At 64.1% G+C, this 25,801-nt stretch carries 16 protein-coding genes and 5 pseudogenes; 11 read left to right on the plus strand and 10 right to left on the minus strand.

Annotation, left to right across the window (positions count from 1 at the left end):
* Both ACVWYI_RS00005 and ACVWYI_RS00010 read left to right on the plus strand, forming a co-directional pair.
* Positions 1 to 892, plus strand: an 892-nt coding sequence (locus ACVWYI_RS00005; RefSeq protein WP_456660870.1) for a sugar kinase, incomplete at its 5' end; no start/stop codon positions are given.
* Between the two features lie 67 nt (positions 893 to 959).
* Complete coding sequence (locus ACVWYI_RS00010; RefSeq protein WP_247351467.1) at positions 960 to 1,469, plus strand: Lrp/AsnC family transcriptional regulator; 510 nt, start codon at positions 960 to 962, stop codon at positions 1,467 to 1,469.
* Between the two features lie 151 nt (positions 1,470 to 1,620).
* On the opposite strand, the gene ACVWYI_RS00015 is transcribed toward ACVWYI_RS00010, so the two are convergent.
* The 4 genes from ACVWYI_RS00015 to ACVWYI_RS00030 form a co-directional block, all read right to left on the minus strand.
* Positions 1,621 to 3,120: a phosphomannomutase/phosphoglucomutase gene (locus ACVWYI_RS00015; RefSeq protein WP_456660871.1), complete on the minus strand. Its 1,500-nt coding sequence runs from the start codon at positions 3,118 to 3,120 to the stop codon at positions 1,621 to 1,623.
* A gap of 187 nt (positions 3,121 to 3,307) precedes the next feature.
* Positions 3,308 to 3,820, minus strand: a complete 513-nt coding sequence (locus tag ACVWYI_RS00020; RefSeq protein WP_354051138.1) for a TIGR02281 family clan AA aspartic protease — start codon at positions 3,818 to 3,820, stop codon at positions 3,308 to 3,310.
* A gap of 128 nt (positions 3,821 to 3,948) precedes the next feature.
* The gene (hrpB, locus tag ACVWYI_RS00025) at positions 3,949 to 6,426 is read right to left on the minus strand and encodes an ATP-dependent helicase HrpB (protein ID WP_456660872.1); all 2,478 of its coding nucleotides are present in this window, start codon (positions 6,424 to 6,426) and stop codon (positions 3,949 to 3,951) included.
* Between the two features lie 123 nt (positions 6,427 to 6,549).
* Positions 6,550 to 7,866, minus strand: a complete 1,317-nt coding sequence (locus ACVWYI_RS00030) for a UDP-glucose dehydrogenase family protein (RefSeq protein ID WP_456660873.1) — start codon at positions 7,864 to 7,866, stop codon at positions 6,550 to 6,552.
* Between the two features lie 195 nt (positions 7,867 to 8,061).
* Between ACVWYI_RS00030 and ACVWYI_RS00035 the strand changes: the two are divergent.
* The 3 genes and pseudogenes from ACVWYI_RS00035 to ACVWYI_RS00045 form a co-directional block, all read left to right on the plus strand.
* A pseudogene (locus ACVWYI_RS00035) lies at positions 8,062 to 9,117 on the plus strand (acyltransferase family protein); the annotation flags it as partial.
* 192 nt (positions 9,118 to 9,309) lie between these two features.
* On the plus strand, positions 9,310 to 12,348 hold the full coding sequence (polA, locus tag ACVWYI_RS00040; protein WP_456660874.1) for a DNA polymerase I: 3,039 nt from the start codon (positions 9,310 to 9,312) through the stop codon (positions 12,346 to 12,348).
* Between the two features lie 140 nt (positions 12,349 to 12,488).
* On the plus strand, positions 12,489 to 13,124 hold the full coding sequence (locus ACVWYI_RS00045; RefSeq protein ID WP_354051129.1) for a LysE family translocator: 636 nt from the start codon (positions 12,489 to 12,491) through the stop codon (positions 13,122 to 13,124).
* Between the two features lie 174 nt (positions 13,125 to 13,298).
* Here ACVWYI_RS00045 and ACVWYI_RS00050 read toward each other — a convergent pair whose 3' ends face one another.
* The gene (locus ACVWYI_RS00050; RefSeq protein WP_456660875.1) at positions 13,299 to 13,925 is read right to left on the minus strand and encodes a glutathione S-transferase family protein; all 627 of its coding nucleotides are present in this window, start codon (positions 13,923 to 13,925) and stop codon (positions 13,299 to 13,301) included.
* A gap of 227 nt (positions 13,926 to 14,152) precedes the next feature.
* On the opposite strand from ACVWYI_RS00050, the gene pyrE reads away from it, so the two are divergent.
* Positions 14,153 to 14,716 (plus strand): orotate phosphoribosyltransferase, encoded by a 564-nt coding sequence (pyrE, locus tag ACVWYI_RS00055; protein ID WP_247348712.1) that lies wholly within the window; start codon positions 14,153 to 14,155, stop codon positions 14,714 to 14,716.
* A 185-nt stretch (positions 14,717 to 14,901) separates the two neighbouring features.
* Positions 14,902 to 15,675 carry a DUF2865 domain-containing protein gene (locus ACVWYI_RS00060; RefSeq protein WP_354104541.1) on the plus strand — a complete coding sequence of 258 codons (774 nt, stop codon included), beginning with the start codon at positions 14,902 to 14,904 and terminating at the stop codon, positions 15,673 to 15,675.
* Positions 15,676 to 15,796: 121 nt separating this feature from the next.
* Here ACVWYI_RS00060 and ACVWYI_RS00065 read toward each other — a convergent pair whose 3' ends face one another.
* Positions 15,797 to 16,228 (minus strand): hypothetical protein, encoded by a 432-nt coding sequence (locus ACVWYI_RS00065; protein WP_247445369.1) that lies wholly within the window; start codon positions 16,226 to 16,228, stop codon positions 15,797 to 15,799.
* Positions 16,229 to 16,418: 190 nt separating this feature from the next.
* On the opposite strand from ACVWYI_RS00065, the pseudogene ACVWYI_RS00070 reads away from it, so the two are divergent.
* A pseudogene (locus ACVWYI_RS00070) lies at positions 16,419 to 16,711 on the plus strand (GIY-YIG nuclease family protein).
* A gap of 94 nt (positions 16,712 to 16,805) precedes the next feature.
* On the opposite strand, the gene ACVWYI_RS00075 reads toward ACVWYI_RS00070, so the two are convergent.
* Positions 16,806 to 17,051 (minus strand): hypothetical protein, encoded by a 246-nt coding sequence (locus tag ACVWYI_RS00075; RefSeq protein ID WP_247348708.1) that lies wholly within the window; start codon positions 17,049 to 17,051, stop codon positions 16,806 to 16,808.
* A gap of 206 nt (positions 17,052 to 17,257) precedes the next feature.
* Here ACVWYI_RS00075 and ACVWYI_RS00080 point away from each other — a divergent pair.
* Positions 17,258 to 19,790, plus strand: a pseudogene (locus ACVWYI_RS00080) (glycogen/starch/alpha-glucan phosphorylase).
* Positions 19,791 to 19,884: 94 nt separating this feature from the next.
* Positions 19,885 to 20,700 (plus strand): acyl-CoA thioesterase, encoded by an 816-nt coding sequence (locus ACVWYI_RS00085; RefSeq protein ID WP_354050285.1) that lies wholly within the window; start codon positions 19,885 to 19,887, stop codon positions 20,698 to 20,700.
* A gap of 165 nt (positions 20,701 to 20,865) precedes the next feature.
* On the opposite strand, the pseudogene ACVWYI_RS00090 reads toward ACVWYI_RS00085, so the two are convergent.
* The 3 genes and pseudogenes from ACVWYI_RS00090 to ACVWYI_RS00100 all read right to left on the minus strand — a co-directional run bounded on the left by ACVWYI_RS00090 (position 20,866) and on the right by ACVWYI_RS00100 (position 24,756).
* A pseudogene (locus ACVWYI_RS00090) lies at positions 20,866 to 22,483 on the minus strand (phosphoenolpyruvate carboxykinase).
* Between the two features lie 312 nt (positions 22,484 to 22,795).
* Positions 22,796 to 23,678 (minus strand): annotated as a pseudogene (locus ACVWYI_RS00095) (CHAT domain-containing protein); the annotation flags it as partial.
* Between the two features lie 328 nt (positions 23,679 to 24,006).
* Entirely contained in the window at positions 24,007 to 24,756 is a 750-nt protein-coding gene (locus tag ACVWYI_RS00100) for a HugZ family pyridoxamine 5'-phosphate oxidase (RefSeq protein ID WP_247445375.1), read from the minus strand.
* Positions 24,757 to 24,943: 187 nt separating this feature from the next.
* On the opposite strand from ACVWYI_RS00100, the gene ACVWYI_RS00105 reads away from it, so the two are divergent.
* Entirely contained in the window at positions 24,944 to 25,699 is a 756-nt protein-coding gene (locus ACVWYI_RS00105; protein WP_456664466.1) for a response regulator transcription factor, read from the plus strand.
* Positions 25,700 to 25,801: the final 102 nt, after the last annotated feature.

Raw genomic sequence — 25,801 nt, forward strand, 5'->3', positions numbered from 1 at the left:
CTTTCGGGTCGAGGCCGTGCCCGCGCGCGGCAGCAAGGCGAATGCCACCCATCTCGCGGAGATCTGCGGCGGCAACGCGCTCAATGCCGCAATCGCCATGGCGCGGCTTGGCGGCCGCGTCTCTTTCGCGGGCCCCATGGGCGATGCCCGGGAGATTTCGAGCGGCTTCATCCTCGAACGGATGGAAGCTGAAGGCATCGAGACCACACAAATCGTGCGCATGCCGGGGCTGATGACGCCTGTCTCGGCGATCATGATCGATCCGTCGGGCGAACGAACGCTCACCATCTATCGAGATCCGGCGCTGTCGACCGTGAAGCTGCCGGACGCCGACGCACTGCTCGCCGATTGCCGGGCGGTTCTCGTCGAAAGCCGCTGCGCCACGTTCGCGACCTCGCTCTGCGCGGAGGCACGCCGGCACGGCATTGCCGTCATCGTCGGCGTCGATCGGGCGATGTCGTTGCAGGACAGCCTGCTCACGGTCGCCTCGCACCTGCTGTTTGCCAGCGAACAGGTGCAGGAAACGGCCGGCATCGCCGATGACGGCGCGGCGTTGAAGCGCTTGGCCGCGCTCACGCCCGCCTTCCTCGCCGCCACCCGCGGCCCGCGCGGCACGATCTGGCTGAACGAGGCGGCGGAGCTGGAGGAGACGCCGGCGTTCGCGGTTCAGGCCGTCGACACGCTCGGCGCCGGCGACGTCTTCCATGGCGCCTTCACGCTACGTCTCGCCGAAGGCGGCGGCGTGCGGGAGGCGCTGCAATTCGCCGCGGCCGCCGCGGCGTTGAAATGCACCCGCCACGGCGGCGGCCTAGCGTCTCCGCAACGTATTGAAGTTGAAAAGCTTTTAAGCATGTCGCAGGCGACGGCGCTCGATCGAACGCCGAGATTATAGACTTGCTATAGAAAGATTTTCTCTATATCAGGGAAAACGCCCCTTGAAATGGAACAAAGTTCTTCAAATGACCGATCTCGCTGTTCAGATCCCCGAGACCAGCCGCCGCCTCGACGCCATCGACCGCAAGATTCTGATGGTGCTTCAGGACGATGCCTCCCTGTCCGTCGCCGAGATCGGCGACCGCGTCGGCCTGTCCTCGACCCCGTGCTGGAAGCGTATCCAGCGCCTGGAAGCCGACGGCGTGATCATCAAGCGGGTGGCCTTGGTCGACCAGAACAAGATCGGGCTCGGCATCTCCGTGTTCGTGTCGGTGGAGAGCGCCGACCATTCCGACGCCTGGCTGAAGAAGTTCGCCGAAGCCGTCAGCGCCATGCCCGAGGTGATGGAGTTCTATCGCATGGCCGGCGACGTCGACTACATGCTGCGCGTCGTGGTCGCGGACATGCAGGCCTATGACGTGTTCTACAAGAAGCTGATCAGCGCCGTGCCGCTGAAGAACGTCACCTCGCGCTTCGCGATGGAGAAGATCAAGTCGGTGACCACGCTGCCGATCCCGGCTGTGGTGACGGCGTAGGGTCTCACCACACAGACGCTGTCATCGCCCGGCGTGACCGGGCGAATCCGCCCAGTACTCCAGAGACGACGATGGGGTACGGATAAGCCGCGGCGTACTGGATGCCCCGGTCAAGCCGGGGCATGACAGCAAGTGACGCTAGCCTCGCGCCTCAGATCTTCTGATTGTACTCGCCGACTTCGGGATGCGTGCGCAGCACGCTGTTCACCATCTCGAACATGTCGTGCATGCGCTGCTCGGAGACCGGGCTCTCGACCACGACGACGAGCTCGGGCTTGTTGGAGGAGGCGCGCACCAGGCCCCAGCTTCCGTCCTCGACCGTGACGCGCACGCCGTTGACGGTGACGAGGTCGCGGATCGACTGGCCGCCGATCTTGGCACCCTTCGCCTGCAAGCCCTCGAAGTGCTTCACCACCTTGTCGATAACACCGTATTTGGTCTCGTCGGCGCAATGCGGCGACATGGTCGGCGACGACCAGGTTTTTGGCAGCGCGTCCTTCAGGTCGGCCATCGACTTGCCGGGCGCGCGGTCGAGCATGTCGCAGATCGCGAGCGCCGACACCAGGCCATCGTCATAGCCGCGGCCGTAAGGCTTGTTGAAGAAGAAATGGCCCGACTTCTCGAAGCCGGCGAGCGCGCCCATCTCGTGGGTGCGGCGCTTCATGTAGGAATGGCCGGTTTTCCAGTAGGCGACCTTCGCGCCCTGCTTCTGCAGCACCGGATCGGTCACGAACAGGCCGGTCGACTTCACGTCGACGACGAACTGCGCGTCCTTGTGGATCGCCGACATGTCGCGCGCCAGCATCACGCCGACCTTGTCGGCAAAGATCTCCTCGCCGGTGTTGTCGACGACGCCGCAGCGATCGCCGTCACCGTCGAAGCCGAGGCCGACATCGGCCTTGTGCTGCAGCACCGCGTCGCGGATGGCGTGCAGCATCTCCATGTCTTCAGGGTTTGGATTGTATTTCGGGAAAGTGTGGTCGAGCTCGGTGTCGAGCGGGATCACCTCGCAGCCGATCGCTTCAAGCACCTGCGGCGCAAACGCGCCGGCGGTGCCGTTGCCGCAGGCCGCGACGACCTTGAGCTTGCGCTTGAGCTTCGGACGGCTGGTAAGATCGGCGATGTAGCGCGCCGGATAATTCTCGTGAAACTGATAGGAGCCGCCGGCCTTGTTCTTGAACTCGGCGCCCAGCACGATCTCCTTCAGCCGCGTCATCTCGTCGGGACCGAAGGTCAGCGGGCGATTGGCGCCCATCTTCACGCCGGTCCAGCCATTGTCGTTGTGCGAGGCTGTGACCATGGCGCAGCAGGGCACGTCGAGATCGAACTGCGCAAAATAGGCCATCGGCGTCACCGCGAGCCCGATGTCGTGCACCTTGCAGCCTGCTGCCATCAGGCCGGAGATCAGCGCGTATTTGATCGAGGCCGAATAGCCGCGGAAATCATGACCGGTGACGATCTCTTGCTTGACCCCGAGCTCGGCGATCAGCGCACCCAGCCCCATGCCGAGTGCCTGGATTCCCATCAGGTTGATTTCCTTCTGGAACAACCAGCGCGCGTCGTATTCGCGAAAACCCGTGGCCTTCACCATCGGCTCGGATTCGAAGGCGTAAGTGTTGGGCAGCAAGACGGATTTCGGCTTGGGAAACATTGAGACGGTCTCGCGAAATGAGGCAGGATTTGGTGCAGCCTTAGCGAATGCCGGGCCGCAGCGGAAGGCGGGAATGAAGGCTTATGGCGGATAATTGCGGCGGTTTGGTAACGCGAAAATCTGACCTCGAGGGGGTCGGAATAGAGATTTTTTGAAATATGCGGTCGCCGGAGCCTGTGGGAGACCCTTACTGCTCCAGAACCATCTGGCCGTTGGCGTATTCGAAACGCTTGAGGCGGGAGAGGAAGGAGAGGCCGAGCAGGTTCTCGGACAGCGCCTCGTCGGGCAGCACCATGGCGTCGACGTCGCGCACGATTAGGCCGCCGACATCGAGCATGGCGATACGGGTGCGCGCGGCCTTGATGGTGCCGTTGGCGGTGGAGACGGTCGCATTGTAATCGCCGCGCGAGGGACGCAGGCCAAAGCGGGCGGCCGAGGTCTCGTTCAGCGCAACCACGGAGGCCCCGGTGTCGACCATGAAGCCGATGCGCTGGCCTTCAATCCGGCCGTCGGTCTGGAAATGACCCCGTCCGTCGCGGGGGATGCTGAGGCTGCGGCCGCCGGCCGGCGCGGTGGACGCGAGTGCCACCGTCGTGCGTGGCACCGACGTCGCCGAGGCGGAGCTCATCCTGTCCGCCATCTGCGCCATGAAGGTGCCGAGGCCGATCATGATCGCCGCCAAGATCATTATGTTACGCATTACACCACTTCCGAGCCGGAAAGCTCGATTTGACCACGCGGCAGGCCCGTCCGCGAGCGGCGCTGCGGCCAGAGCAGTGCTATTTTGACGAAAAGGATGAGTGGACGGTTAATGCGCCTTCGTAACTCTCAGGTGCCGCGCGGCTTGACTCGCCGGGTCGGCAGCGCATTCGCCGGATCTTCCGGCCAGGGATGGCGCGGATAGCGGCCGCGCAGGTCGGAGCGAACCGCGCTGTAACTGCCGCGCCAGAAACCGGGGAGATCGCGCGTCACCTGTACCGGGCGCTGCGCCGGCGACAGCAATTCCAGCACCAGCGGCACCTTGCCCGCGGCGACCGACGGATGGGTGTTGAGGCCGAACAATTCCTGGAGCCGCACCGCGATGGTCGGCCCCTGCTCGGCCTCGTAGTCGATCGCGAGCACGCTGCCGGTCGGCGCCTCGAAATGCGTCGGCGCCTCGCGGTCGAGCCGCGCGCGGATCTCCCACGGCAACAATGCCATCAACGCGTCGGAGAGATCGCCGGTGGAGATGTCCTTCAGCGCGATCTTGTCGTAGAGCGCCGGCACCAGCCAGTCGCCGCGCCGCGCGATCAAGCCTTCGTCCGACAGGTCGGGCCAGCTGCCGCCTTCGGCCTTACGCAAAAACATCACGCGGTCGCGCCATTGCTTTGCTGCCTTCGACCAGGGCAGCCGGTCGAGGCCGACGCCAACGAGCCCGTCGGCGAAGATGCGCGCGGTGTCTTCCGAGGGCGACACGGCAAGCGTCGCCTCGGAGAGAGTGATCGCGTGCAGCGCGCGCTTGCGCCGCGCCCGCAGCGCCATCGCACCGCGGTCGAACGAGATCTCGTCGACGGATTCGATATGCTCGGCGAAATGCTGCTCGATCTCGTCCTGCGTGATTTGCGCGGCGAGCAGAATGCGGCCGCTCGCCGCCGTCCCCGTCATCTCGCCGATCGCGATATAAGGTGCGCGGGCAAGTGACGATGTCTGATCGACGGCGGCACCACGACCGTTGGCAAGCACGAAACTGCCATTGCCGCGATTCCGCGCGACGCGATCCGGGAAGGCATAGGCGAGCATCAGGCCCGTCGAGAGGTCACCTTCTCCGGCCGCCGTCTTCTCTGACGCCGCCACCTGTGAAGCCCAGCGCCGGGCGAGGTCGCGCGCGCTCGTTGCGCGTGGCGAGCGCTCGCGGCGGAACTGGTCGCGACGGTGTTCGAGATCGACGCTGTCGCCGCCGAGCCCGCGCTCGGTGATGATGGCGGCGATCTCGGCGGCGGCTTCGCCCTCGCCGGCACGATGCGAATCCACGATCATGCGCGCCAGCCGCGGCGGCAGCGCCAGCGCACGCAGGCTCTTGCCTTCCGCGGTGATGCGGCCGTCGCCATCGAGCGCATTGAGCTCGGAGAGCAGGCTCTTGGCTTCCTTCCAGGCCGGCTGCGGCGGCGGATCGAGAAACGACAGCGCGGCAGCGTCAGCGACGCCCCATTGCGCGAGATCGAGCACCAGCGAGGACAGATCGGCGCTGAGGATTTCCGGTTGGGTATAGGGCGCGAGAGACGCCGTCTGCGGCTCGTCCCAGAGCCGGTAGCAGACACCGGGCTCGGTGCGGCCGGCGCGACCGCGGCGCTGGTCCGCCGCCGCGCGCGAGACGCGCACGGTCTCGAGCCGCGTCAGCCCGATGTCGGGTTCGTAACGCGGCACGCGGGCAAGACCGGAATCGACGACGATGCGCACGCCTTCGATGGTGAGCGAGGTTTCCGCGATCGAGGTCGCCAGCACCACCTTGCGCGTGCCCTTCGGCGCCGGCGAGATGGCACGGTCCTGCACCGCGGCATCGAGCGCGCCGAACAGCGGCACGATTTCGATACTGGCATCCTGCACGCGTTCGCTGAGGAAATTCTGGGTGCGGCGGATTTCGGCGGCACCCGGCAGGAACGCCAGCACCGAGCCGCTATCGGCGCGTAGCGCGGATGCGATCGCATCCGCCATCTGCCGCTCCACCGGCGCATCCGCCTTGCGACCGAGATAGCGTGTTTCGACGGGAAAGGCGCGGCCCTCGCTTTCGACGACGGGCGCTTGCCCAAGCAGCTTTGCCACGCGGGCGCCATCGAGCGTTGCCGACATCACGAGGATGCGCAAATCCTGGCGCAGGCCCTGTTGCGCGTCGCGCGCCAGCGCAAGGCCCATATCGGCATCGAGCGAGCGCTCGTGGAATTCGTCGAACAGGACGGCGGCGACGCCTGACAGCTCGGGATCGTCGAGTATCTGACGGCTGAAGATGCCTTCGGTCACCACCTCGATGCGGGTCGCACGCGAGATTTTTGAGCCGAAGCGAACGCGGTAGCCGACGGTCTCGCCGGCCCTCTCGCCAAGCGACTTGGCCATGCGGTCGGCGCTGGCGCGCGCAGCAATGCGCCGCGGCTCGAGCACGATGATCTTCTTGCCCTTGGCCCAGGGGGCATCGAGCAGCGCGAGCGGCACGCGCGTGGTCTTGCCGGCGCCCGGAGGGGCGACCAGCACGGCCGCATTGTGCGCCTCCAGCGTGCGCGAGAGGTGGTCGAGCACGGCATCGATCGGAAGGGGCGTGTCGAAAGTGCGGGGCAAGTATCTCCGTCCCGTCATCACCCGCGAAGGCGGGTGATCCAGTAAACTTAGATCCCCGTGATTAAGAAGATCAGGATTACTGGATACCCCGCCTTCGCGGGGTATGACAATCATATGTGGCGATCAGCCCTGCACCGGCGGGCGGCCGATGCTTTCGTAGGTGAAGCCGGCCGCAGCCATGTCCTCGGGGCGGTAGATGTTGCGGAGATCGACGACGACGGGCTGGGCCATGGTCGCCTTCAGCCGGACGAGATCGAGGCCGCGGAACTGCACCCATTCGGTGACGACAACCAGCGCATCGGCACCTTCGGCGCAGGAATAGGCGTCCTCGCAATAGGTGATGTTGGGCAGTTCGCCCTTGGCCTGCTCCATGCCGACGGGATCGAACGCCTTCACCTTCGCGCCCATGTCGATCAGGCCCGTGACCAGCGGGATCGACGGGGCATCGCGCATGTCGTCGGTGTCAGGCTTGAAGGTGAGGCCGAGCACGGCAATGGTCTTGCCGCGCAGTGAGCCGCCGAGCGCCTGGCTGACCTTGCGGGCCATCGCGCGCTTGCGGTTCTCATTGACGGCCAGCACGGATTCGACGATGCGCAAGGACACGTCGTAGTCTTGCGCGATCTTGATCAGCGCCTTGGTATCCTTCGGAAAGCACGAGCCGCCGAAGCCGGGACCGGCATGCAGGAATTTGGTGCCGATGCGGTTGTCCAGCCCGATGCCGCGCGCGACCTCCTGCACGTTGGCGCCGACCTTTTCGGAGAGGTCCGCGATCTCGTTGATGAAGGTGATCTTGGTCGCGAGGAAGGCGTTCGCGGCGTATTTGATCATCTCGGCGGTGCGGCGCTCCGTAAACATCAGCGGCGCCTGGTTCAGCGACAGCGGACGGTAGATGTCGCCCATCACCTTGCGACCGCGCTCGTCGGAGGTGCCGACGACGACGCGATCGGGAAACTTGAAGTCGCGGATCGCGGCGCCCTCGCGCAGGAATTCGGGGTTCGAGGCGACGACGACGTCGGCCTTGGGGTTGGTCTCGTGGATGATGCGCTCGACCTCGTCGCCGGTGCCGACCGGAACGGTCGACTTCGTCACCACGACGGTGAAACCGGACAGCGACTGCGCGATCTCTTTCGCAGCGGCGTAGACATAGGACAGATCGGCGTGGCCGTCACCGCGGCGCGACGGCGTGCCGACCGCGATGAACACGGCATCGGCATCCGCAACCGGTTTGGACAGGTCGGTGGTAAACTCCAGCCGCTTGGCCTTGACGTTGGTCGCAACGAGTTCGTCGAGCCCGGGTTCGTAAATCGGGATCTCGCCGCGATGAAGTGCAGCGATCTTCTTCTCGTCCTTGTCGACGCAGATGACGTCATGACCGAAATCTGCAAAGCAGGCCCCGGACACGAGTCCCACATAGCCCGTTCCGATCATCGCGATTCGCATGAAAAACCCTGTTTTGGCTTGGTTAATGAAATCCCAATTCGGGGAAGGTTTAGCATTTTCCCCATGGAAGGGAACCGTCAGCCCGCAAAAACCGGGCACTTGAATTGCAACGGTAAACAAATCGAAAGCCGCAAGGCGCCACACTGCTCCGCGTTCACACAGATCCGGGCGGAACACGCCTCGAAAAGGGACATCATGGCATCATCGGGCACAATCGCCACGAGCGGGGGGCTCAAGGCCCCCTCTGCTGCACGTGTCGATTGGGTCGATTACGCCAAGGGCATCTGCATCGTCATGGTCGTGATGATGCATTCGGTGCTGGGGGTCGAGCTCGCCGCCGGCCAGACCGGTTTCATGCATGTCGCCGTGGCCTTCGCAAAGCCGTTCCGGATGCCGGATTTCTTCCTGATTTCGGGCCTGTTTCTGCCACTGGTGATCGACCGGGACTGGCGAACCTATCTCGACCGCAAGGTGGTGCATTTCGCCTATTTCTATGTCGTGTGGGTGACAATCCAGTTCGGCTTCAAGGCCCCCGCATTCGCCGCCGAAACCAGTTGGCGCGACGCCGGCCTGCTGTATCTGGAATCCTTCGTCGAGCCGTTCGGCACGCTCTGGTTCATCTATCTGCTGCCGATCTTTTTCGTCGTCACAAAACTGACACGGCGAATCCCACCGCCCGCGATCTGGCTCATCGCGGCCGCGCTGGAGACGGCGCGTGTTGCAACCGGCTGGACCGCGATCGACGAGTTCTGCGCGCGCTTCGTCTATTTCTATTCGGGCTACCTGTTCGCGCCCTACGTGTTCGCGCTGGCGGATCGCGCACGCAATCATCCCGCATGGGCGCTGGCAGCGCTTGCAACGTGGGCGCTGGTCAATGCCGGCCTGGTTACGCTCGGCGCGAGTGAATGGAAGATCGTGTCGTTGGTGCTCGGCTTCGCCGGCGCCTGCGCCATCATCACCATGGGCACGCTGCTCGCACGCGCCCGCTGGCTGAATTTTTTCCGCTTCTGCGGCGAGCATTCGATCGTGATCTATCTCGCCTTCTTCCTGCCGATGGCGGCGACACGGACCCTGCTGCTACGCACGGGTGTCATTCCCGACATCGGCACAGTGTCGCTAATCGTCACCATCGTCGGCGTGATCGGAGCACTCGCGATCTGGCAGGCGGCGTTGCGGCTCAACGCCAATTTCCTGTTCGAACGGCCGGATGCATTCTGGATTGTACCGAAGAAGGCCGGGGCGCGGTTGCAGCCGGGCTCGCTGTCCTCGCCCGGCTCGGCCGGGCGACCCAGTATTCCAGAAACCGCAGTGATCGACCGATAAGCCGCGGCGTACTGGATGCCCCGCTTTCGCGAGGAACGACAGCGGGGGATAGCTGCGTCACTGCCCTAAAAATCCCACCCGCAAGGCTGTCAAAGCCCGCAAAAATTCATACATTGCGGCATGCCCAAAATCTCCCCGAAAGCTGCCGAACCCACGTCCGCCAAGCCCGTCGCCGCCAAACCCGTCGCCGCCAAGCCGGCCGGCAAGGGCGACCACGTCTTCCTGGTCGACGGTTCCGGCTACATCTTCCGCGCCTACCATGCGCTGCCGCCGCTGAACCGCAAGTCCGACGGCCTGCAGGTCAATGCCGTGCTCGGCTTCTGCAACATGCTGTGGAAGCTGTTGCGCGACATGCCCGAGGACAACCGGCCGACGCATCTGGCAATCATCTTCGACAAGTCGGAAATGACCTTTCGCAACAAGATCTATCCTGAGTACAAGGCGCACCGGCCGCCTGCGCCTGACGATCTGATCCCGCAATTTTCGCTGATCCGCGAAGCGGTGCGCGCGTTCGACCTGCCTTGCCTGGAACAGGTCGGCTTCGAGGCCGACGATCTGATTGCGACCTATGTGCGGCAAGCCTGCGAGCGCGGCGCCAGCGCGACCATCGTGTCCTCCGACAAGGACCTGATGCAACTCGTCACCGATTGCGTCACCATGTACGACACCATGAAGGACCGCCGCATCGGCATCCCCGAGGTGATCGAGAAGTTTGGCGTGCCGCCGGAGAAGGTGGTGGAAGTGCAGGCACTGGCCGGCGATTCCACCGACAACGTTCCTGGCGTGCCCGGCATCGGCATCAAGACCGCGGCGCAGCTGATCACCGAATATGGCGATCTCGATCAATTGCTGTTCCGCGCCACCGAGATCAAGCAGCCGAAGCGGCGCGAGGCGCTGATCGAGCATGCGGAAAAGGCGCGCATCTCGCGCCAGCTCGTGCTGCTCGACGACAAGGTCGCGCTGGAGGTGCCGCTGGACGATCTCGCCGTCCATGAGCCCGATGCGCGCAAGCTGGTCGCTTTCCTGAAGGCGATGGAGTTCACGACGCTGACGCGTCGCGTTGCCGACTATTCGCAGATTGATCCAGCCAACGTCGATGCCGATCCCGGCTATGCCAGCGGCGCCAGCGTCTTCTCGCCGCTGCCGCCTTCGGACGTCGTGCCGGCACCAGGAGCCGGCACGCCGGCGCAGGTTCAGGCGGGCCAGCGCAACGCATCGGCGAGCAAAGAGGACAAGGCCGCGAGCCCGAAGGGCGCGCCGATTTCTCTCGCAGCCGCGCGCGAAGATGCTTTGCGCAAGCTTCCGGTCGATCGCGGCAAGTACCAGGCCATCAAGACACTCGCGGAATTAAACGCGTTCGTCGCGCGCATCCATGATGCCGGCCATGTCTCGGTCGAGATCCGGGGAAACTCGATCGACCCGATGCAGGCCGATCTCTGCGGCATCGCGCTGGCGTTGGCGCCGAACGAGGCCTGCTACGTGCCGCTGGCGCACAAGCAGTCCGGCGGCGGCGCCGGCCTGTTCGACGCGGGCCTCGCGCTCGATCAAGTCAAGCACGACGATGCTATCGAAGCGCTGCGGCCGGTGTTGGAATCATCAGGCATTCTCAAGATCGGCTTCGACGTCAAATTCACCGCCGTGATGCTGGCGCAACACGGCATCACCTTGCGCAACGCCGACGACGCGCAGCTGATCTCCTATGTGCTGGACGCCGGCCGCGGCTCGCATGGACTGGAGTCGCTTTCCGAGCGTTGGTTTGGTCACGCCATGCTGAAGGAGAACGAGCTGCTCGGCAGCGGCAAGGGCAAGATCACGTTCGACCAGGTGCCGATCGACAAGGCCGCGCCGCTGTCGGCGGAAGGCGCCGACATCGCCTTGCGCGTCTGGCGCGTCCTGAAGCCGCGCCTTGTCGCCGAGCACATGACCACCGTCTACGAGACGCTGGAACGCCCGCTGGTCACAGTGCTCGCACGTATGGAGCGGCGCGGCATCTCGATCGACCGCCAGGTGCTGTCGCGTCTCTCCGGCGACTTCGCCCAGACCGCGGCCCGCGTCGAAGCCGATATCCAAGGGATCGCGGGCGAGCCCGTCAATGTCGGCAGCCCGAAGCAGATCGGCGATATCCTGTTCGGCAAGATGGGACTGTCCGGCGGCACCAAAACCAAGACCGGCGCGTGGTCCACCACCGCGCAGGTGCTCGACGAGCTGGCCGAGCAGGGCCACGACCTCCCGAAGAAGATTTTGGAGTGGCGCCAGGTCTCAAAGCTGAAATCGACCTACACCGACGCGCTGCCGACCTATGTCCATCCGCAGACCCACCGCGTGCACACGACCTACGCGCTGGCCGCGACCACGACGGGCCGGCTGTCGTCGAACGAGCCGAATTTGCAGAACATTCCGGTGCGCACCGAGGACGGACGCAAGATCCGGCGCGCCTTTATCGCAACATCGGGGCACAAGCTCGTCTCCGCCGACTATTCGCAGATCGAGCTACGGCTGCTCGCCGAGATCGCCGACATTCCCGTGCTGAAGCAGGCGTTTCGCGACGGTCTCGACATTCACGCCATGACGGCATCGGAGATGTTCGGCGTGCCGATCGAGGGCATGCCAAGCGAAATCCGCCGCCGTGCCAAGGCGATCAATTTCGGCATCATCTACGGCATTTCGGCGTTCGGCCTCGCCAACCAGCTCGGCATCGCGCGCGAGGAGGCCTCCGCCTACATCAAGAAATACTTCGAGCGCTTCCCCGGCATCCGCGCCTATATGGACGAGACGCGGGATTTCTGCCGCAGCCACGGCTACGTCACCACGCTGTTTGGCCGGAAGATGTACTATCCCGACATCAAGACTTCGAACGCCTCGGTGCGCGCCTTCAACGAGCGCGCGGCAATCAACGCGCGGCTCCAGGGCACCGCCGCCGACATCATCCGCCGCGCCATGACGCGGATGGAGGATGCGCTGGCCGAAAAGAAGCTGTCGGCGCAGATGCTGCTCCAGGTGCATGACGAATTGATCTTCGAAGTGCCCGACGCCGAGGTCGCAGCGACGCTGCCGGTCGTGCAGCACGTGATGCAGGACGCGCCGTTCCCGGCCGTGCTGCTCTCGGTGCCGCTGCATGTGGACGCGCGCGCGGCGAACAATTGGGACGAGGCGCACTGATTTTTCTTGCCTCGTCCCGCTTGCGGGGCGAGGCCGCGCAGCGCGCGCGGCCGCACCAGAATTGTCCTCCGTGCAATTGCGCGATGGCCTCGCGATCCCCCGCACATTAAAACCGTGCCGTCTCCCGCACCGGTTCAGCCATGCCCCACACGTCCGCCCTGCTCGGCTTCGCCCTGGTCTGCCTCGGCCTCGTGCTCACGCCCGGGCCGAACATGATCTACCTGATCTCGCGTTCGATAACGCAGGGACCGGCGGCGGGCATCGTCTCGCTCGGCGGCGTGGCGCTGGGCTTCGTGTTCTACATGCTGTGCGCGGCGTTCGGCATCACGGCGCTGCTGCTCGCCATTCCCTTTGCCTATGACGCGTTGCGCTTTGCCGGCGCCGGTTATCTGTTGTGGCTCGCCTGGCAGGCGGTGAAGCCCGGTGGGCGCTCGCCGTTCCAGGTGAAGCAGCTTTCGATCGACAGCCCGCGCAAATTGTTCGCAATGGGGTTCGTCACCAATCTGCTCAACCCGAAGATCGCGATGCTGTATCTCGCGCTGCTGCCGCAGTTCATCGACCCTACCGCCAGCAGCGTGCTGACGCAGTCGGTGGTGCTCGGTGCGATCCAGATCGCGATCAGTGTCAGCGTGAATGCGATGATCGCGCTCGCGGCAGGATCAATCGCGCTGTTTCTGACGAGTCGGCCGAGCTGGATGCTGGTGCAGCGCTGGTTGATGGGCACGGTGCTGGCCGGGCTCGCGGTGCGGATGGCGGTGGAAGCGAAGAAGGTGTGATTGCTTTCTTCCTTCTCCCCTTGCGGAGAACGTGGCGCGAAGCGCCGGATGATGGGTTCTCTCCTCGAGCACAGATGCAGGTGAGTTCGGCGAGACAGACCCCGCACCCGTCTCGCCGCTGCGCGGCGAGCCACCCTCCCCCGCAAGGGGCAAGCGGGGGAGGGAGAAGAAACCTCAATCCAGCTTCGCCTCCATGCCCCGCTTCACCGCCGGGCGGGCGATCAGGGCCTCGTACCAGCGCTTGACGTTGGGGAAATCGGCCAGCTCAACCTTGTGGCGAGGGTGGCGCCATGCCCAGCCCAGGATGGCAAAATCGGCAACCGAGATCTCGCCGGCGACGAAATCGCGGTCCGCTAGCCGGCGGTCGAGCACGCCGTAGAGTCGGCGCGTCTCGGCCATATAGCGCTTGAGGCCGTAGGCGCGGTCCTGCTCGTTCTCGAGCGCGATGAAATGGTGCACCTGGCCCGGCATCGGGCCGAAGCCGCCCATCTGCCACATCAGCCATTCATAGACCGGGATGCGGCCGGCCAGCGATTTCGGCAGGAATTTGCCGGTCTTTTCGCCGAGATAAAGCAGGATCGCGCCGGACTCGAAGAGGCTGACGGGCTTGCCGTCCGGCCCGTCGGGGTCGAGGATCGCCGGAATCTTGTTGTTGGGTGAGAGCTTCAGGAAATCCGGCGCCATCTGCTCGCCCTTGCTGATGTTCACCGGCACCACCTTGTAGGGCAGCCCCATTTCCTCCAGCGCGACCGAGATCTTGCGGCCGTTCGGCGTGTTCCAGGTGTGCAGCTCGATGGTCATTTTTCGCGTTTCCTTGCCCCGTTTCCTTGCGCAGTTTCATTGGCCAGTTTCGTGGCCCAGTTTCCTGCCCAAGAGATATCTGGCATCCACCTACTCCAGAAGGTTGCACCCCCACAACCGGCGGGCCGGGATGGCCGATCCCTGTTGACGGGGGAAGCCCCCTCTGGAATGTCGCGTCCGTCGCGGATAAATTCCGCCACTTCCAAAAACGCTCCCGAGGGCCCGCCGTGTCTAAATCCGCCTCCCGCGCCCGACTGTTCGAGATCATCCGCCGGCGCTCCTTCGGCCGCGGCGAGGTGACGCTCGCGTCGGGCCGCAAGAGCGATTTCTACTTCAACCTCAAGCCGACCATGCTCGATCCGGAGGGCGCCACTCTGCTTGCCGAACTGACCTATGAAGCGCTGAAGGACGACCAGCTCGATTTCATCGGCGGGCTCGAGATGGGCGCGGTGCCGCTGGCCGGCGCGCTGGCGCAGATCTCCTGGATCAAGGGCCATCCGATCGCGGCCTTCTTCGTGCGCAAGAAGCCGAAGGAGCATGGCGCGAAGCTCGTCATCGAGGGACTGCCCAGGGGCGAGACGCTCGAGGGCAAGCGCGTCGTCATCGTCGAGGATGTCACCACCACCGGCGGCTCGGCGCTGAAAGCGGTGGAATCCGTGCGCGAGGCGGGCGCCGAAGTGGTGCTGGTGCTGACCATGGTGGACCGCGAGGAAGGCGCCGACGACACATTTGGCGCGGCCGGCCTGCCGTTCCGCTCGCTGTACAAGGCCTCGGAGTTTTTGAAGGCTTAAGGGTGCCCCGTCCCGGGCGCAGCGCAGCATCCGGGGCACGAAGCCTCGCCCTCAACCGCTCATTTACCATCCCGCGTTATGGTGAATCTTGTGCTGAGACCTGATGGTCCCGGCCGGTCGCGTAGCGTGGGTGGAGTAAGCGTTTGCGTACAGTCATGTCCCATGCGCGCCGGCGGCGGCGCGTGATGCTTGTCGCCGCCACACTGGCAGCACCGCTGCTTGCGGCTCCGGCCCCGGTTTCGGCCGAAGGCCTGTTCGACTTCTTCTTCGGCGGAATGCAGCAGCAGCGGCCGCAGCGTGAGGTGCCGCAACAGGCGAGCTCCTACACCGACCCCTTCACCGGCCAGCAGAACGCCGCATCCCCGCAATACGTGCCGCCGACGCGATCGGCGGCGGCCGGCGGCTCGGGACCCGCATTCTGCGTGCGCAGCTGCGACGGCAAATATTTTCCGCTGATGCGCGGCCTCACCTCGCCCGCGCAGATGTGTCAGGCATTCTGTCCTGCCAGCACGACAAAAATCTATTTCGGCTCCTCGATCGAAGGCGCCGCGTCGCAGACCGGCGAGCGCTACGCCGACAGCGAGAATGCGTTCGCCTATCGCAAGGCGCTGCGCGCCGACTGCACCTGCAACGGCCGCGAGCCGGTCGGCCTCGCTCCGGTCGATCTGGCACTGGACTCGTCGCTGAAGCCCGGCGACGTGATCGCCACCACCGACGGCCTCGTCGCCTACACCGGCATCCGCGTCGGTAACGACCAGGCCGCCGACTTCACCCCGGTTGCCTCCTATCCCGGCCTCACGGCGCAGGTTCGCGCGCGCCTCGGCGAGATGAGGGTGGCGCCGGTGCGCGCAGAGACGGTCGCGGCGGATGCCCCCGCCGCGGAGATCGTGCGCGAGACGCTGCCCGACGTGACGGTGCCGAAGACGCAGAAGCCTGCGAAGCGTGCGGGGCTGGATTGAGATCCTCATGGTGAGGAGGCGCGTAGCGCCGTCTCGAACCACAGAGCCCCGACTCAGGCAGCTCGACCTTCATCCTTCGAGACGCGCGCAAGCGCGCTCCTCAGGATGAGGAGCGAGAGCACTATCTACCGATGATCACCCCGATCACGTTCGGCGCCGCCAGATATTTCTCCTCGATCGCCGCGCGCGCGGCGGCGCGGTTGTCCGCCGTGAGCAGGCCGCGCTTTTCGGCCAAGATCATCCAGCAAAACCCCCACCAGTCGGTGAGCATGCCCTGATCATCGACGAGGTCGTAGCCCTGCTCGGCCGCGAAGATGCGCGCATGCGCTTCGTCCAGCGTGTCGAGAAACAGATGGTCCTCGGCCGAGAACAAATCGTCGCTGACGTCGTCGATGGTGTAACGCCAGATCGACTGGCACACCGCATTGAACTCGCGGTCGAACTGGTCGTCATCGACGGCGTAACGCCGCGCCGCCTGATGCAGCCGCGACAGCGAGCGCGCGAAATCGGCGATCCTGGTGAGGGCAAATTGATCGAAGGCAATGGTGGACATGTAGTCCTCGCAGTGTCTGACGGACGCTAGATATTGTGTCGGCCGCGCGCCGAATCACAATGATATATCAAAGACTTGCTAAAGTGTTCTTAATTCGTTCTGATGCCAGGCGCCGTTGTTTGAGAAGCGTCGTCCTGGCGAAAGCCAGGACCCATTACCCCGGTGAGCGTTGCTTTTGCGAGGTTGGGCCATGAGCGCGAGCAGCTACTTCGTCTACATTCTCGCAAGCCGCCATCACGGCACGATCTATATCGGCGTCACCAACGACATCCGCGCGCGCGGCTTGAGTTACATCGTTCGGGTCGCGGCTCGAAGTTCGTGCAGAAGTACAAGATATTCCGCCTCGTTCACGTCGAAGCGTTCACGACACCGCAGGAGGCGATCGCGCGCGAGAAGCAACTGAAGTTCTGGAAGCGGGACTGGAAGATCAAGCTGATCGAGGAGGAAAATCCCGATTGGAATGATCGGTCGAGCCTTATCTAACAGGCGGGGCAATGGGTCCTGGCTTCCGCCAGGACGACGTGTGGTGGCAGCATTCCCCCAAGTATTGTCGCGCTTTTTAGCGAGCCACTTCCCCTCAATTCACCGCCGACATCAGCCTGTCCCCACACGCGCTCGCATAAAACTTGCCGCCGCATTGGCGCTTGATGGCGGCGCAGCGCGTGGCCGGGGATGCGTTTTGCGGGAGAGTGACGCCGCAATTCAGGCCGTCGGCGCTGCGGCCCATCTTGCCGGCGGCGAAGGCTGCGCCGGAGGCGGTGATGCAGACGACGAGGAAGGCGACCGCGGCGATTTCGATCAGCAGTCTCATCAGAGGCTTCATGGGACGTCTCCTCCACACTGAAGGCTGAATCTGTCGCCATTCTAGCACCAAATCCACGTTTCCCCGTAGGCGTCCGGGTTCCCAAATCGGCCCGTTCCTTGCATAATTTTACGCCAGCGCAGTGCACGGCCGCGCCAGCGATGGTTCCGGTACGGTGCCAAGATGCGTAGGGTGAGTAGTAGTCTTTCGACCAGGAAGTGACGGCTTTGCAAGATTCATCGTTCCAGCCCAATTTTCCCGCACCCGCACCCGGCCAGCCCATCGACGAACTCGCACTGGCTGAGATCAAGGGCGCGATCCTGGCGAAGCTGCGCCTCGCCGTCGGCAAGGACGCCGGCATGGCGACCAGGCACGACTGGTACCAGGCCGCGGCGCTGGCGCTGCGCGACCGTATCGTGCATCGCTGGCTCAGCGCGGAGAAACGCAGCTACGATGCCGGGCGCAAGCGCGTCTATTATCTCTCGCTCGAATTTTTGATCGGCCGTCTCTTCACCGACGCGCTCAACAACATGGGGCTTCTCAAGATCTTCGAGGTCGCGCTCGGCGATCTCGGCGTATCGCTGCCGGAACTGCGCAAATGCGAGCCGGACGCCGCGCTCGGCAATGGCGGCCTCGGCCGACTTGCCGCCTGCTTCATGGAAAGCATGGCGACGCTGTCGATCCCCGCGATCGGATACGGCATCCGTTATGATTACGGCCTGTTCCGCCAGATCATCAATCAGGGCTGGCAGCAGGAATATCCGGACGAATGGCTCGGCTTCGGCAACCCCTGGGAATTGCAGCGGCCGGAAGTGATCTATGACATCAATTTCGGCGGCGGCATCGAGCATGTCGACGACAAGGGCCGCGACCGCGCAATCTGGCATCCGTCCGAAACCGTGCAGGCGATCGCCTATGATACGCCGATCGTCGGCTGGCGCGGTCAGCACGTCAACGCGCTGCGACTGTGGTCGGCGCGCTCGCCCGATCCGTTGAAGCTCGACGCCTTCAACAAGGGCGACTATGTCAGCGCCACCGCCGAGCAATCGCGCGCGGAAGCGATCTGCAAATTCCTCTATCCGAACGACGAGAGTCCGGCGGGACGCGAGTTGCGGCTGCGCCAGGAATATTTCTTCGTCTCGGCTTCGCTGCAGGATCTGATCAAGCGGCATCTTGCGTCGGACGGCCAACTCCGCGGCCTGTCGAGCAAGGTCGCGGTGCAGCTCAACGACACCCATCCGAGCCTCGCCGTCACCGAGCTGATGCGCATCCTCGTCGACCTGCACAATTTCCGCTGGGACGAAGCCTGGAAGATCACGGTCGCTACGCTATCCTACACCAACCACACGCTGCTGCCCGAGGCGCTCGAGACCTGGCCGGTCGAGCTGTTCGAGCGGCTGCTGCCGCGGCATCTCGAGATCATCTACCGCATCAACGTGCAGCATCTCGCGCTCGCCGAAGCGCGCGCGCCGCGGCGACATCGACTTCCGTGCCTCGGTCTCGCTGATTGACGAGAGGAGCGGGCGGCGCGTGCGCATGGGCCAGCTCGCCTTCGTCGGCTCGCACCGCATCAACGGCGTCTCGGCGATGCATTCGGACCTGATGCGCGAGACCGTGTTCCACGACCTCAACCATCTTTATCCCGGCCGCATCACCAACAAGACCAACGGCATCACCTTCCGCCGCTGGCTGATGCTGGCGAACCCGAAGCTGACAGATTTGTTGCGCGAGACCTGCGGCGACGCCGTGCTCGACGATCCGACGCAGCTCAGCCTGATCGAAGCCCGCGCCAGCGACGTCGAATTCCAGCGCAAATTCCGCGCGGTCAAGCTTCACAACAAGACCGCGCTGGCGCGCCTGATCGGCGAGCGGCTCGGCATCAAGGTCGATCCGACCGCGCTGTTCGACGTGCAGATCAAGCGCATCCACGAATACAAGCGCCAGCTTCTCAACGTCATCGAGACAGTCGCGCTGTACCAGGCGATCAAGGACGATCCCAACGGCAATTGGGTGCCGCGGGTGAAGATCTTTGCGGGCAAGGCGGCCGCGAGCTACCGCTACGCCAAGCTGATCATCAAGCTGATCAACGACGTTGCGGAAGTCGTCAACAACGATCCCACGATCGACGGCAAGCTCAAGGTCGTCTTCCTGCCGGACTACAATGTCAGCCTCGCCGAGGTGATCATTCCGGCGGCCGACCTGTCCGAGCAGATCTCGACTGCCGGCATGGAAGCCTCCGGCACCGGCAACATGAAGCTGTCGCTGAACGGTGCTCTCACCATCGGCACGCTCGACGGCGCCAACATCGAGATCCGCGACCATGTCGGCGCGGAGAACATCGCGATCTTCGGCATGGAAGCCGGCGACGTGATGATGCGGCGCAAGCAGGGGCTGGACGCCTCCGACGTGATCCGCAATTCGCCAAAGCTCCAGCGCGCCATCAATGCGATCGGCGCCGGCGAGTTCTCGCCCGGCGATCCCGGCCGCTTCGAATCCATCGCGCACGCGCTACGCTACCTCGACCATTACATGGTCAGCGCCGATTTCGATTCTTATTACGAGGCGCAGCGCAGCGTCGATGCGCGCTGGCAAGTGGCGCCGGCCTGGACGCGCGCCTCCATCCTCAACGTCGCGCGCATGGCGTGGTTCTCCTCCGACCGTACCATCCGCGAATATGCCGAGGAAATCTGGAATGTACCGGTCAATCCGATCACGCCGCCATTCCAGGACGCGGAGGACCAGCGCGGCGCGGCCGGCTGATTTTCCGCAGCGTGAAATCGGCTACTCCAGAGGTAATTGCACAGGCCGACGACGGACGTGATATGACGTCCGTCATTGAACGCCGGACATGACAATGCACGCCAAGCTTCCGCACCCTTTCGACGACGCCACCCGCATCACCGCGGGCGATAGCAGCTGGCAGGGGCACACCAGTGACGATTACTGGGCCTTCGTCGGCCCGTTCGGCGGCGTCACCGCGGCGACCATTTTGCGCGCGCTGATCGACCATCCGGAACGCGCCGGTGATCCGCTGGCGCTTACCGTCAATTACTGCGCGCCGATCGCGAAGGGGCCGTTTGATCTCGACCTGCGGCTGGTGAAGGCCAACCGCTCCAGCCAGCACTGGAGCGTCGAACTGTCGCAAGGCGGCGGTGAGGTCGCAACGCTCGCCACCGCCGTGTTCGCCGAACGCCGGCCGTCCTGGGAGCACAGGGTGGCGCAATATCCTGACACTAAGCCGTTCGAAGAGACGCTGCCGTTCCCGAAGATCGCGGCGTCCTGGGCCAACCAGTATGAATTCCGGTTCGTCGAGGGCGAGATGAGGATCGGGCCGCCGCAGGCCGAGCTCGCCAGCACCTATTCAAAAATATGGATCGGCGACCGCACGCCACGCAAGCTCGACATGCCGTCGCTGATGTCGATGTCGGACGCCTTCTTCGGCCGCATCTTCCACGCGCGGCGCGAGCTGGTGCCGTTCGGCACGGTGTCGCTGACGACGTATTTCCACACGGACAGCGAAGAGCTCGCGGCCGAGGACATCACCCGCGTGCTCGCGACGGCCGATGCGAAGATCATGCACAAGAGCTACGCCGACCAGAACGCCGAGCTGTGGTCACCGAACGGGCGACTGCTCGCGACGACAACGCAGATTGCGTATTTCAAGGCGTAGGCGCTTCCGCGGATTCGTCATTGCGAGCACAGCGAAGCAATCCAGACTATTCCCGCTGAGGGATTCTGGATTGCTTCGCTGCGCTCGCAATGACAAGTGGAGAGATATCGCACAAACAAAAAGGGCGGCGTTGCGGCCGCCCTTTTGTATTCAAGCAGAAGCAATCTACTCCGCCGCGAGCTTCACGTCCGGCGCAGCGGCGCGGACCTCGGCGTCGACCTGCGCTTCGAACTTGGCAAAGTTCTTCTGGAACATGCCGACCAGCGCACGGGCGGTCTTGTCGAACTCATCCTTGTCCTTCCAGGTGTTGACCGGGTTGAGGATCTCGCTCGGCACACCCGGCAGCGCGGTCGGGACCGCGAAGCCGAAATATTTGTCGGTGCGGAATTCGACGTTGCGAAGCGAGCCGTCGAGCGCGGCGGTGAGCAGCGCGCGCGTCACCTTGATCGGCATGCGCGAGCCGGTGCCGTACTTGCCGCCGGTCCAGCCGGTGTTGACCAGCCAGCAGTCGACATTGTGCTGGGCGATCAGGTCGCGCAGCATGTTGCCGTAGACGGAGGGGTCGAGCGGCAGGAAGGGCGAACCGAAGCAGGTCGAGAATTCCGGCTGGGGCTCGTTGCCGAGACCGCGCTCGGTGCCGGCGACCTTGGCGGTGTAGCCCGACAGGAAGTGATACATCGCCTGCGCCGGCGACAGCTTGGCAATCGGCGGCAGCACGCCGAAGGCATCGGCGGCGAGCATCACCACGTTCTTCGGCTGCGGCGCGCGGCCGGTGCGCGAGGCGTTCGGGATGAATTCGAGCGGGATAGGCCGAACGCGTGTTCTCGGTCTTGGAGCCGTCGTCGAAATCGACCACGCGAGTGTCTTCGTCGAGCACGCAGTTCTCGAGCACCGCGCCGAAGCGCGTCGAGGCCGCGTAGATCTCGGGCTCGGCTTCCTGCGACAGCTTGATGCACTTGGCATAGCAGCCGCCTTCGAAATTGAAGACACCGTTCGGGCCCCAGCCGTGCTCGTCGTCGCCGATCAGCGTGCGGTTGGGATCGGCGGACAGCGTGGTCTTGCCGGTGCCGGACAAGCCGAAGAAGATCGCGGCATCGCCCTTGGCGCCGACATTGGCCGAGCAATGCATCGGCATCACGCCACGCTCGGGCAGATAGTAGTTCAGCGTGGTGAAGACCGACTTCTTCATCTCGCCGGCATAATAAGACCCGCCGATCAGCACGATCTTGCGGGCGAAATCAATCGCGACGACGTTTTCCGACTTGCAGCCATGGCGCTTCGGATCGGCGCGGAAGCTCGGCATGTCGATGATGGTGAGCTCCGGCGTGAAGCTCGACAACTCGACCGCCTCGGGGCGGATCAGCAGCGTGCGGATGAACAGCGAATGCCAGGCGAGCTCGGTGAAGACGCGAGTCTTGATGCGGTAGGCCGGATCGGCGCCGCCGTAGAGGTCCTGCGCGAACAGCGACTTGCCTTCGGCGTGCTTGAGGAAGTCCTGGTAGAGCGTCTCGAACTGCTCTGCGGTGATCGACTGGTTGCCGGCCCACCACATCTTCTTGTCGGTGGTGGCGTCACGCACCGTGAACTTGTCCTTGGGGCTGCGGCCGGTGAACTCGCCGGTGTCGGCGCAGAGCGCGCCATCGGCCGACAGCACCGCCTCGCCCGCGGAGAGCGAGTATTGATAGAGTTGCGGCGCACCGAGGTTCCAGTGAACCTGCTTGAGATTCTTTAAACCGAATTTGTCGGCACCGAAGGCACCGTTGCGCACGCCCGTCTCTTGCACGAAAAATCCTCCTAGAACCCCGCGACTCTCAGCGCGATCATGCTTTAGCGCCGTCGCGGTCACCGTGAATGATAGGCCATCCGGCCTCGGCTGCGCGACCTAATACTGATGAACGCTGGCGTTGCCAAGCTGATCCCGCAGGATTTGGTTTATTCAAGGACCGCACCAAACGCCGCGCATGTCAGCTCTGAGCAGGCGCATCAAAAAATCACGAATGATCGCGCAACCAAATGCACGTTTCGGCGTTTCCCAAGGTTATTGCGACGCACAAATGCCCAAGGACAGTTTCTCTGAGCAATTTCTAACGCCGTCCTATCGTGCGTCGCCTTCGCCGATGAGCGCGAACGGCCCCCACATCGCGGGATAGGCATTGCGCGGTGACGAGGTGTCATCAACATAGGTTAACATCGCGCGGCGCAAAGCTTCGGCACGACCGATTTTTGGATCGTTTTTGAGCAACTCGAAAGTCGTCGTGGTCAGGCGGGTGGCAGCTTCCGAATCCACCGCCCAATGCGAGACCCAGCAGAGCGCGGGCGCCAGCATAGAAGAACGAGCGTGCCAGTCCCGACAGCGCCTCGGCGCCGGGCTTGTCGCCTGCGATGGTGTTGCAGGCCGACAGCACAACCCAATCCGCATTGAGCTTGAGCTGGGCGACTTCACTCGCGGTGAGCAGACCGTCGTCGAGCTCAGTGGGCTGATCGGGAATGGAGAGCGCGAGCGAGGGCTCACCCAGGCCCTTGATATCACCGGCAACGAGGCCGTGGGTGGCAAAGTAGATGATGCCGTATTGAGCAAGCGCTGCACGCTTGAGCGTCGTCTCGCTGGCGTCGCGGCCGAGATGGATATCGGCCTCGGCAGCCCCGACATCCCTGGCCACCGCGTTCAACTCGTCGGCGGTATCCGGCAGTTGCGGCAACGCCTGCGCAAGCCGCGCGCGATCGACGCCGGCACCGCGCCAGAAGTCGGTATAGGCGATGGTCGCGATGCTGCGCGCGGCGACCTTGCCGTTCGCGGCGCGCCGCTCGGCGGGCGCTTCAAGCGCAGGATTGAACACGGGATCGCCAAAGCCGGTCATCGGCTTCACGCCATGATCCCTCCGCGCGAAGGCGCGCAGCGATTTCAGGCTGACCACCGACGGCAGCACCGAGACGGCCTGACGCCGCAGCAGCCAGGCGGCGCCGCGATAGCCTTCGAGCACACCTAGGTTGTTCAACGCGGCGGAGAGTTCGCGACCGGTGTCGCTCTTCTCCAGGCTCGCGACCATGCCTTGCGCCAAAGGCAGTGCTTCCGAAGATTTGCCGGCGCTCATGAGTGCGTTGATCCGCGCGCTCTCCGCGGCGAGACCTTATCTGGGCAAGGCCTTTCTGAGCAAAGCTTGGCGTGACAAGCGATGCGGTAATCGAGAGCGCCAAACCCGCAACCAGCGCCAGTCGATTATATCGTGCCATGAACAGCTCGCCGCCGCCTTCTGACCGGTTAGGGTACCGATTACGGACTTGGGTCGCGGCGATGGGCAGCAGCGTTCAAATTTTGGCGCTCTGGTCCGTCTTAGTGCGCGCTTCGCCAGCGAGGCGGACCAACATCTTGCGCAGCGCCGTGCCATCAGCCACCCGCTCCGGGAAGTCCAGCCGCAGCACGGTCTGACCGTCCTGCATATCGATGCCCTCAGGATCGCAACCGATGCAGCGCCAGTCGCCCTCGGCCGCGTCGAGCAGTTTTGTTGCATAGAGGCCCATGGCGTCGCGGTGGTCGGCATTCATGTGCGCGACCGCTCCCTCCTCCGCCGCCAGCAGATCCTCGGCCCCGGTGAGGTCCGTGAGGAATTGCCCGGGCTTGAGATCGACGATGCGGCCGAAGCCGGCAACCAGATGGGTTCCCGTGGGCCGGATCCGGTAGAAGGAGAAATCCTTGAAGGAAACAAACGCTTCCGCAGAGGGATGGGCAGCGAGATACCGCCGCCGGAGCAGATCCTTGTCGGCATCGGCCTGCTCGGCGTGACCGGACAGCATGATCCGGGCGCCCTCGAGGGGATCGCCCGCCGCCCGCTCGTCCAGCATCAGGGAGACCCGGCTATCGGCCAGGATGTTCCTGGTGTGCACGGCCAATCCCGAGATCAGCAGGATGGGCGAGCCGTCCGGATGGCTGGCCAGATTGACCAGGGAACAATAGGGATCGCCGCTGCCGGCCATCAACGTTGCCAGGGCCCCCTGCCGCGACCGCCGCAGCAGCGATTTGGCGAGCTTTCCGGGGTCGAAATCGGAGGTCGGTTGCATCGGCTTTCTCGGCTCAGGTGGTTGCATGGAGGGCCATTTTTCGGGTAAACCGGGGCCTGGTTATGGGTCGAGATACGGCGAACCTGCCGTGTTTCGTGGAACTTGGTCACACTTCAGCCTAGCTTGCATTGCTCGGTAACAAGGTTCGACTGCCAAATCGGCACCCATCTATGCGGCGCACCACTGGATTGCTCGCCGTTTTAAGCCACGATTCAAACGGAAAGCAGAAAGCAGAGGCTCATGCCCCACAATCGCTTTGGTCGACGACGACCGCAACATTCTCACATCCGTCTCGATCGCGTTGGAAGCCGAAGGCTACCGCATCATGACCTACACCGACGGCGCCTCCGCGCTTGACGGTTTCCGCACCACCCAACCCGATCTTGCCATCCTCGACATCAAGATGCCGCGCATGGACGGGATGGAGACGCTGCGCCGTCTCAGGCAGAAATCCGACCTGCCGGTGATCTTCCTGACTTCCAAGGACGAAGAGATCGACGAACTGTTCGGCCTCAAGATGGGCGCCGACGACTTCATCCGGAAGCCGTTCTCGCAGCGCCTGCTGGTCGAGCGCGTCAAGGCCGTGCTGCGCCGGTCGGCGCCGAAGGACCCGACCGTCACGCCGAAGGAGAACGACGCCAAGGCGCTCGACCGCGGCCTGCTGCGCATGGATCCGGAACGGCATACCTGCACCTGGAAGAACGAGCCGGTGACGCTGACCGTTACCGAATTTCTGATCCTGCAGGCGCTCGCGACCCGGCCCGGCGTGGTGAAGAGCCGCAACGCGCTGATGGACGCCGCCTATGACGATCAGGTCTATGTCGACGACCGCACCATCGACAGCCACATCAAGCGACTGCGCAAGAAGTTCAAGGTGGTCGACAACGAGTTCGAGATGATCGAGACGCTCTACGGCGTCGGCTACCGCTTCAAGGAAGCCTGAGGCGCACGCGCCTTCACCAAAGACTGAGAGCATCGCCGGTTCTGATTCCATCACGACCGGGATGGCTCTAGGATGCGAGGACCTTCGCACGAGTTGTCCTAA

The sequence above is a fragment of the Bradyrhizobium sp. LB13.1 genome (genome assembly GCF_054056815.1).

Excerpts from the sequence above, each read along its gene's own strand:
- ACVWYI_RS00020 (WP_354051138.1), bottom strand. The coding sequence starts at position 3,820 with ATGCGTAACATAATGATCTTGGCGGCGATCATGATCGGCCTCGGCACC.
- ACVWYI_RS00010 (WP_247351467.1), top strand. The coding sequence starts at position 960 with ATGACCGATCTCGCTGTTCAGATCCCCGAGACCAGCCGCCGCCTCGAC.
- ACVWYI_RS00030 (WP_456660873.1), bottom strand. The coding sequence starts at position 7,866 with ATGCGAATCGCGATGATCGGAACGGGCTATGTGGGACTCGTGTCCGGG.
- ACVWYI_RS00100 (WP_247445375.1), bottom strand. The coding sequence starts at position 24,756 with ATGCAACCGACCTCCGATTTCGACCCCGGAAAGCTCGCCAAATCGCTG.
- ACVWYI_RS00065 (WP_247445369.1), bottom strand. The coding sequence starts at position 16,228 with ATGTCCACCATTGCCTTCGATCAATTTGCCCTCACCAGGATCGCCGAT.
- ACVWYI_RS00085 (WP_354050285.1), top strand. The coding sequence starts at position 19,885 with ATGCACGCCAAGCTTCCGCACCCTTTCGACGACGCCACCCGCATCACC.
- ACVWYI_RS00060 (WP_354104541.1), top strand. The coding sequence starts at position 14,902 with ATGCTTGTCGCCGCCACACTGGCAGCACCGCTGCTTGCGGCTCCGGCC.
- ACVWYI_RS00045 (WP_354051129.1), top strand. The coding sequence starts at position 12,489 with ATGCCCCACACGTCCGCCCTGCTCGGCTTCGCCCTGGTCTGCCTCGGC.
- ACVWYI_RS00075 (WP_247348708.1), bottom strand. The coding sequence starts at position 17,051 with ATGAAGCCTCTGATGAGACTGCTGATCGAAATCGCCGCGGTCGCCTTC.
- polA (WP_456660874.1), top strand. The coding sequence starts at position 9,310 with ATGCCCAAAATCTCCCCGAAAGCTGCCGAACCCACGTCCGCCAAGCCC.
- ACVWYI_RS00015 (WP_456660871.1), bottom strand. The coding sequence starts at position 3,120 with ATGTTTCCCAAGCCGAAATCCGTCTTGCTGCCCAACACTTACGCCTTC.
- ACVWYI_RS00050 (WP_456660875.1), bottom strand. The coding sequence starts at position 13,925 with ATGACCATCGAGCTGCACACCTGGAACACGCCGAACGGCCGCAAGATC.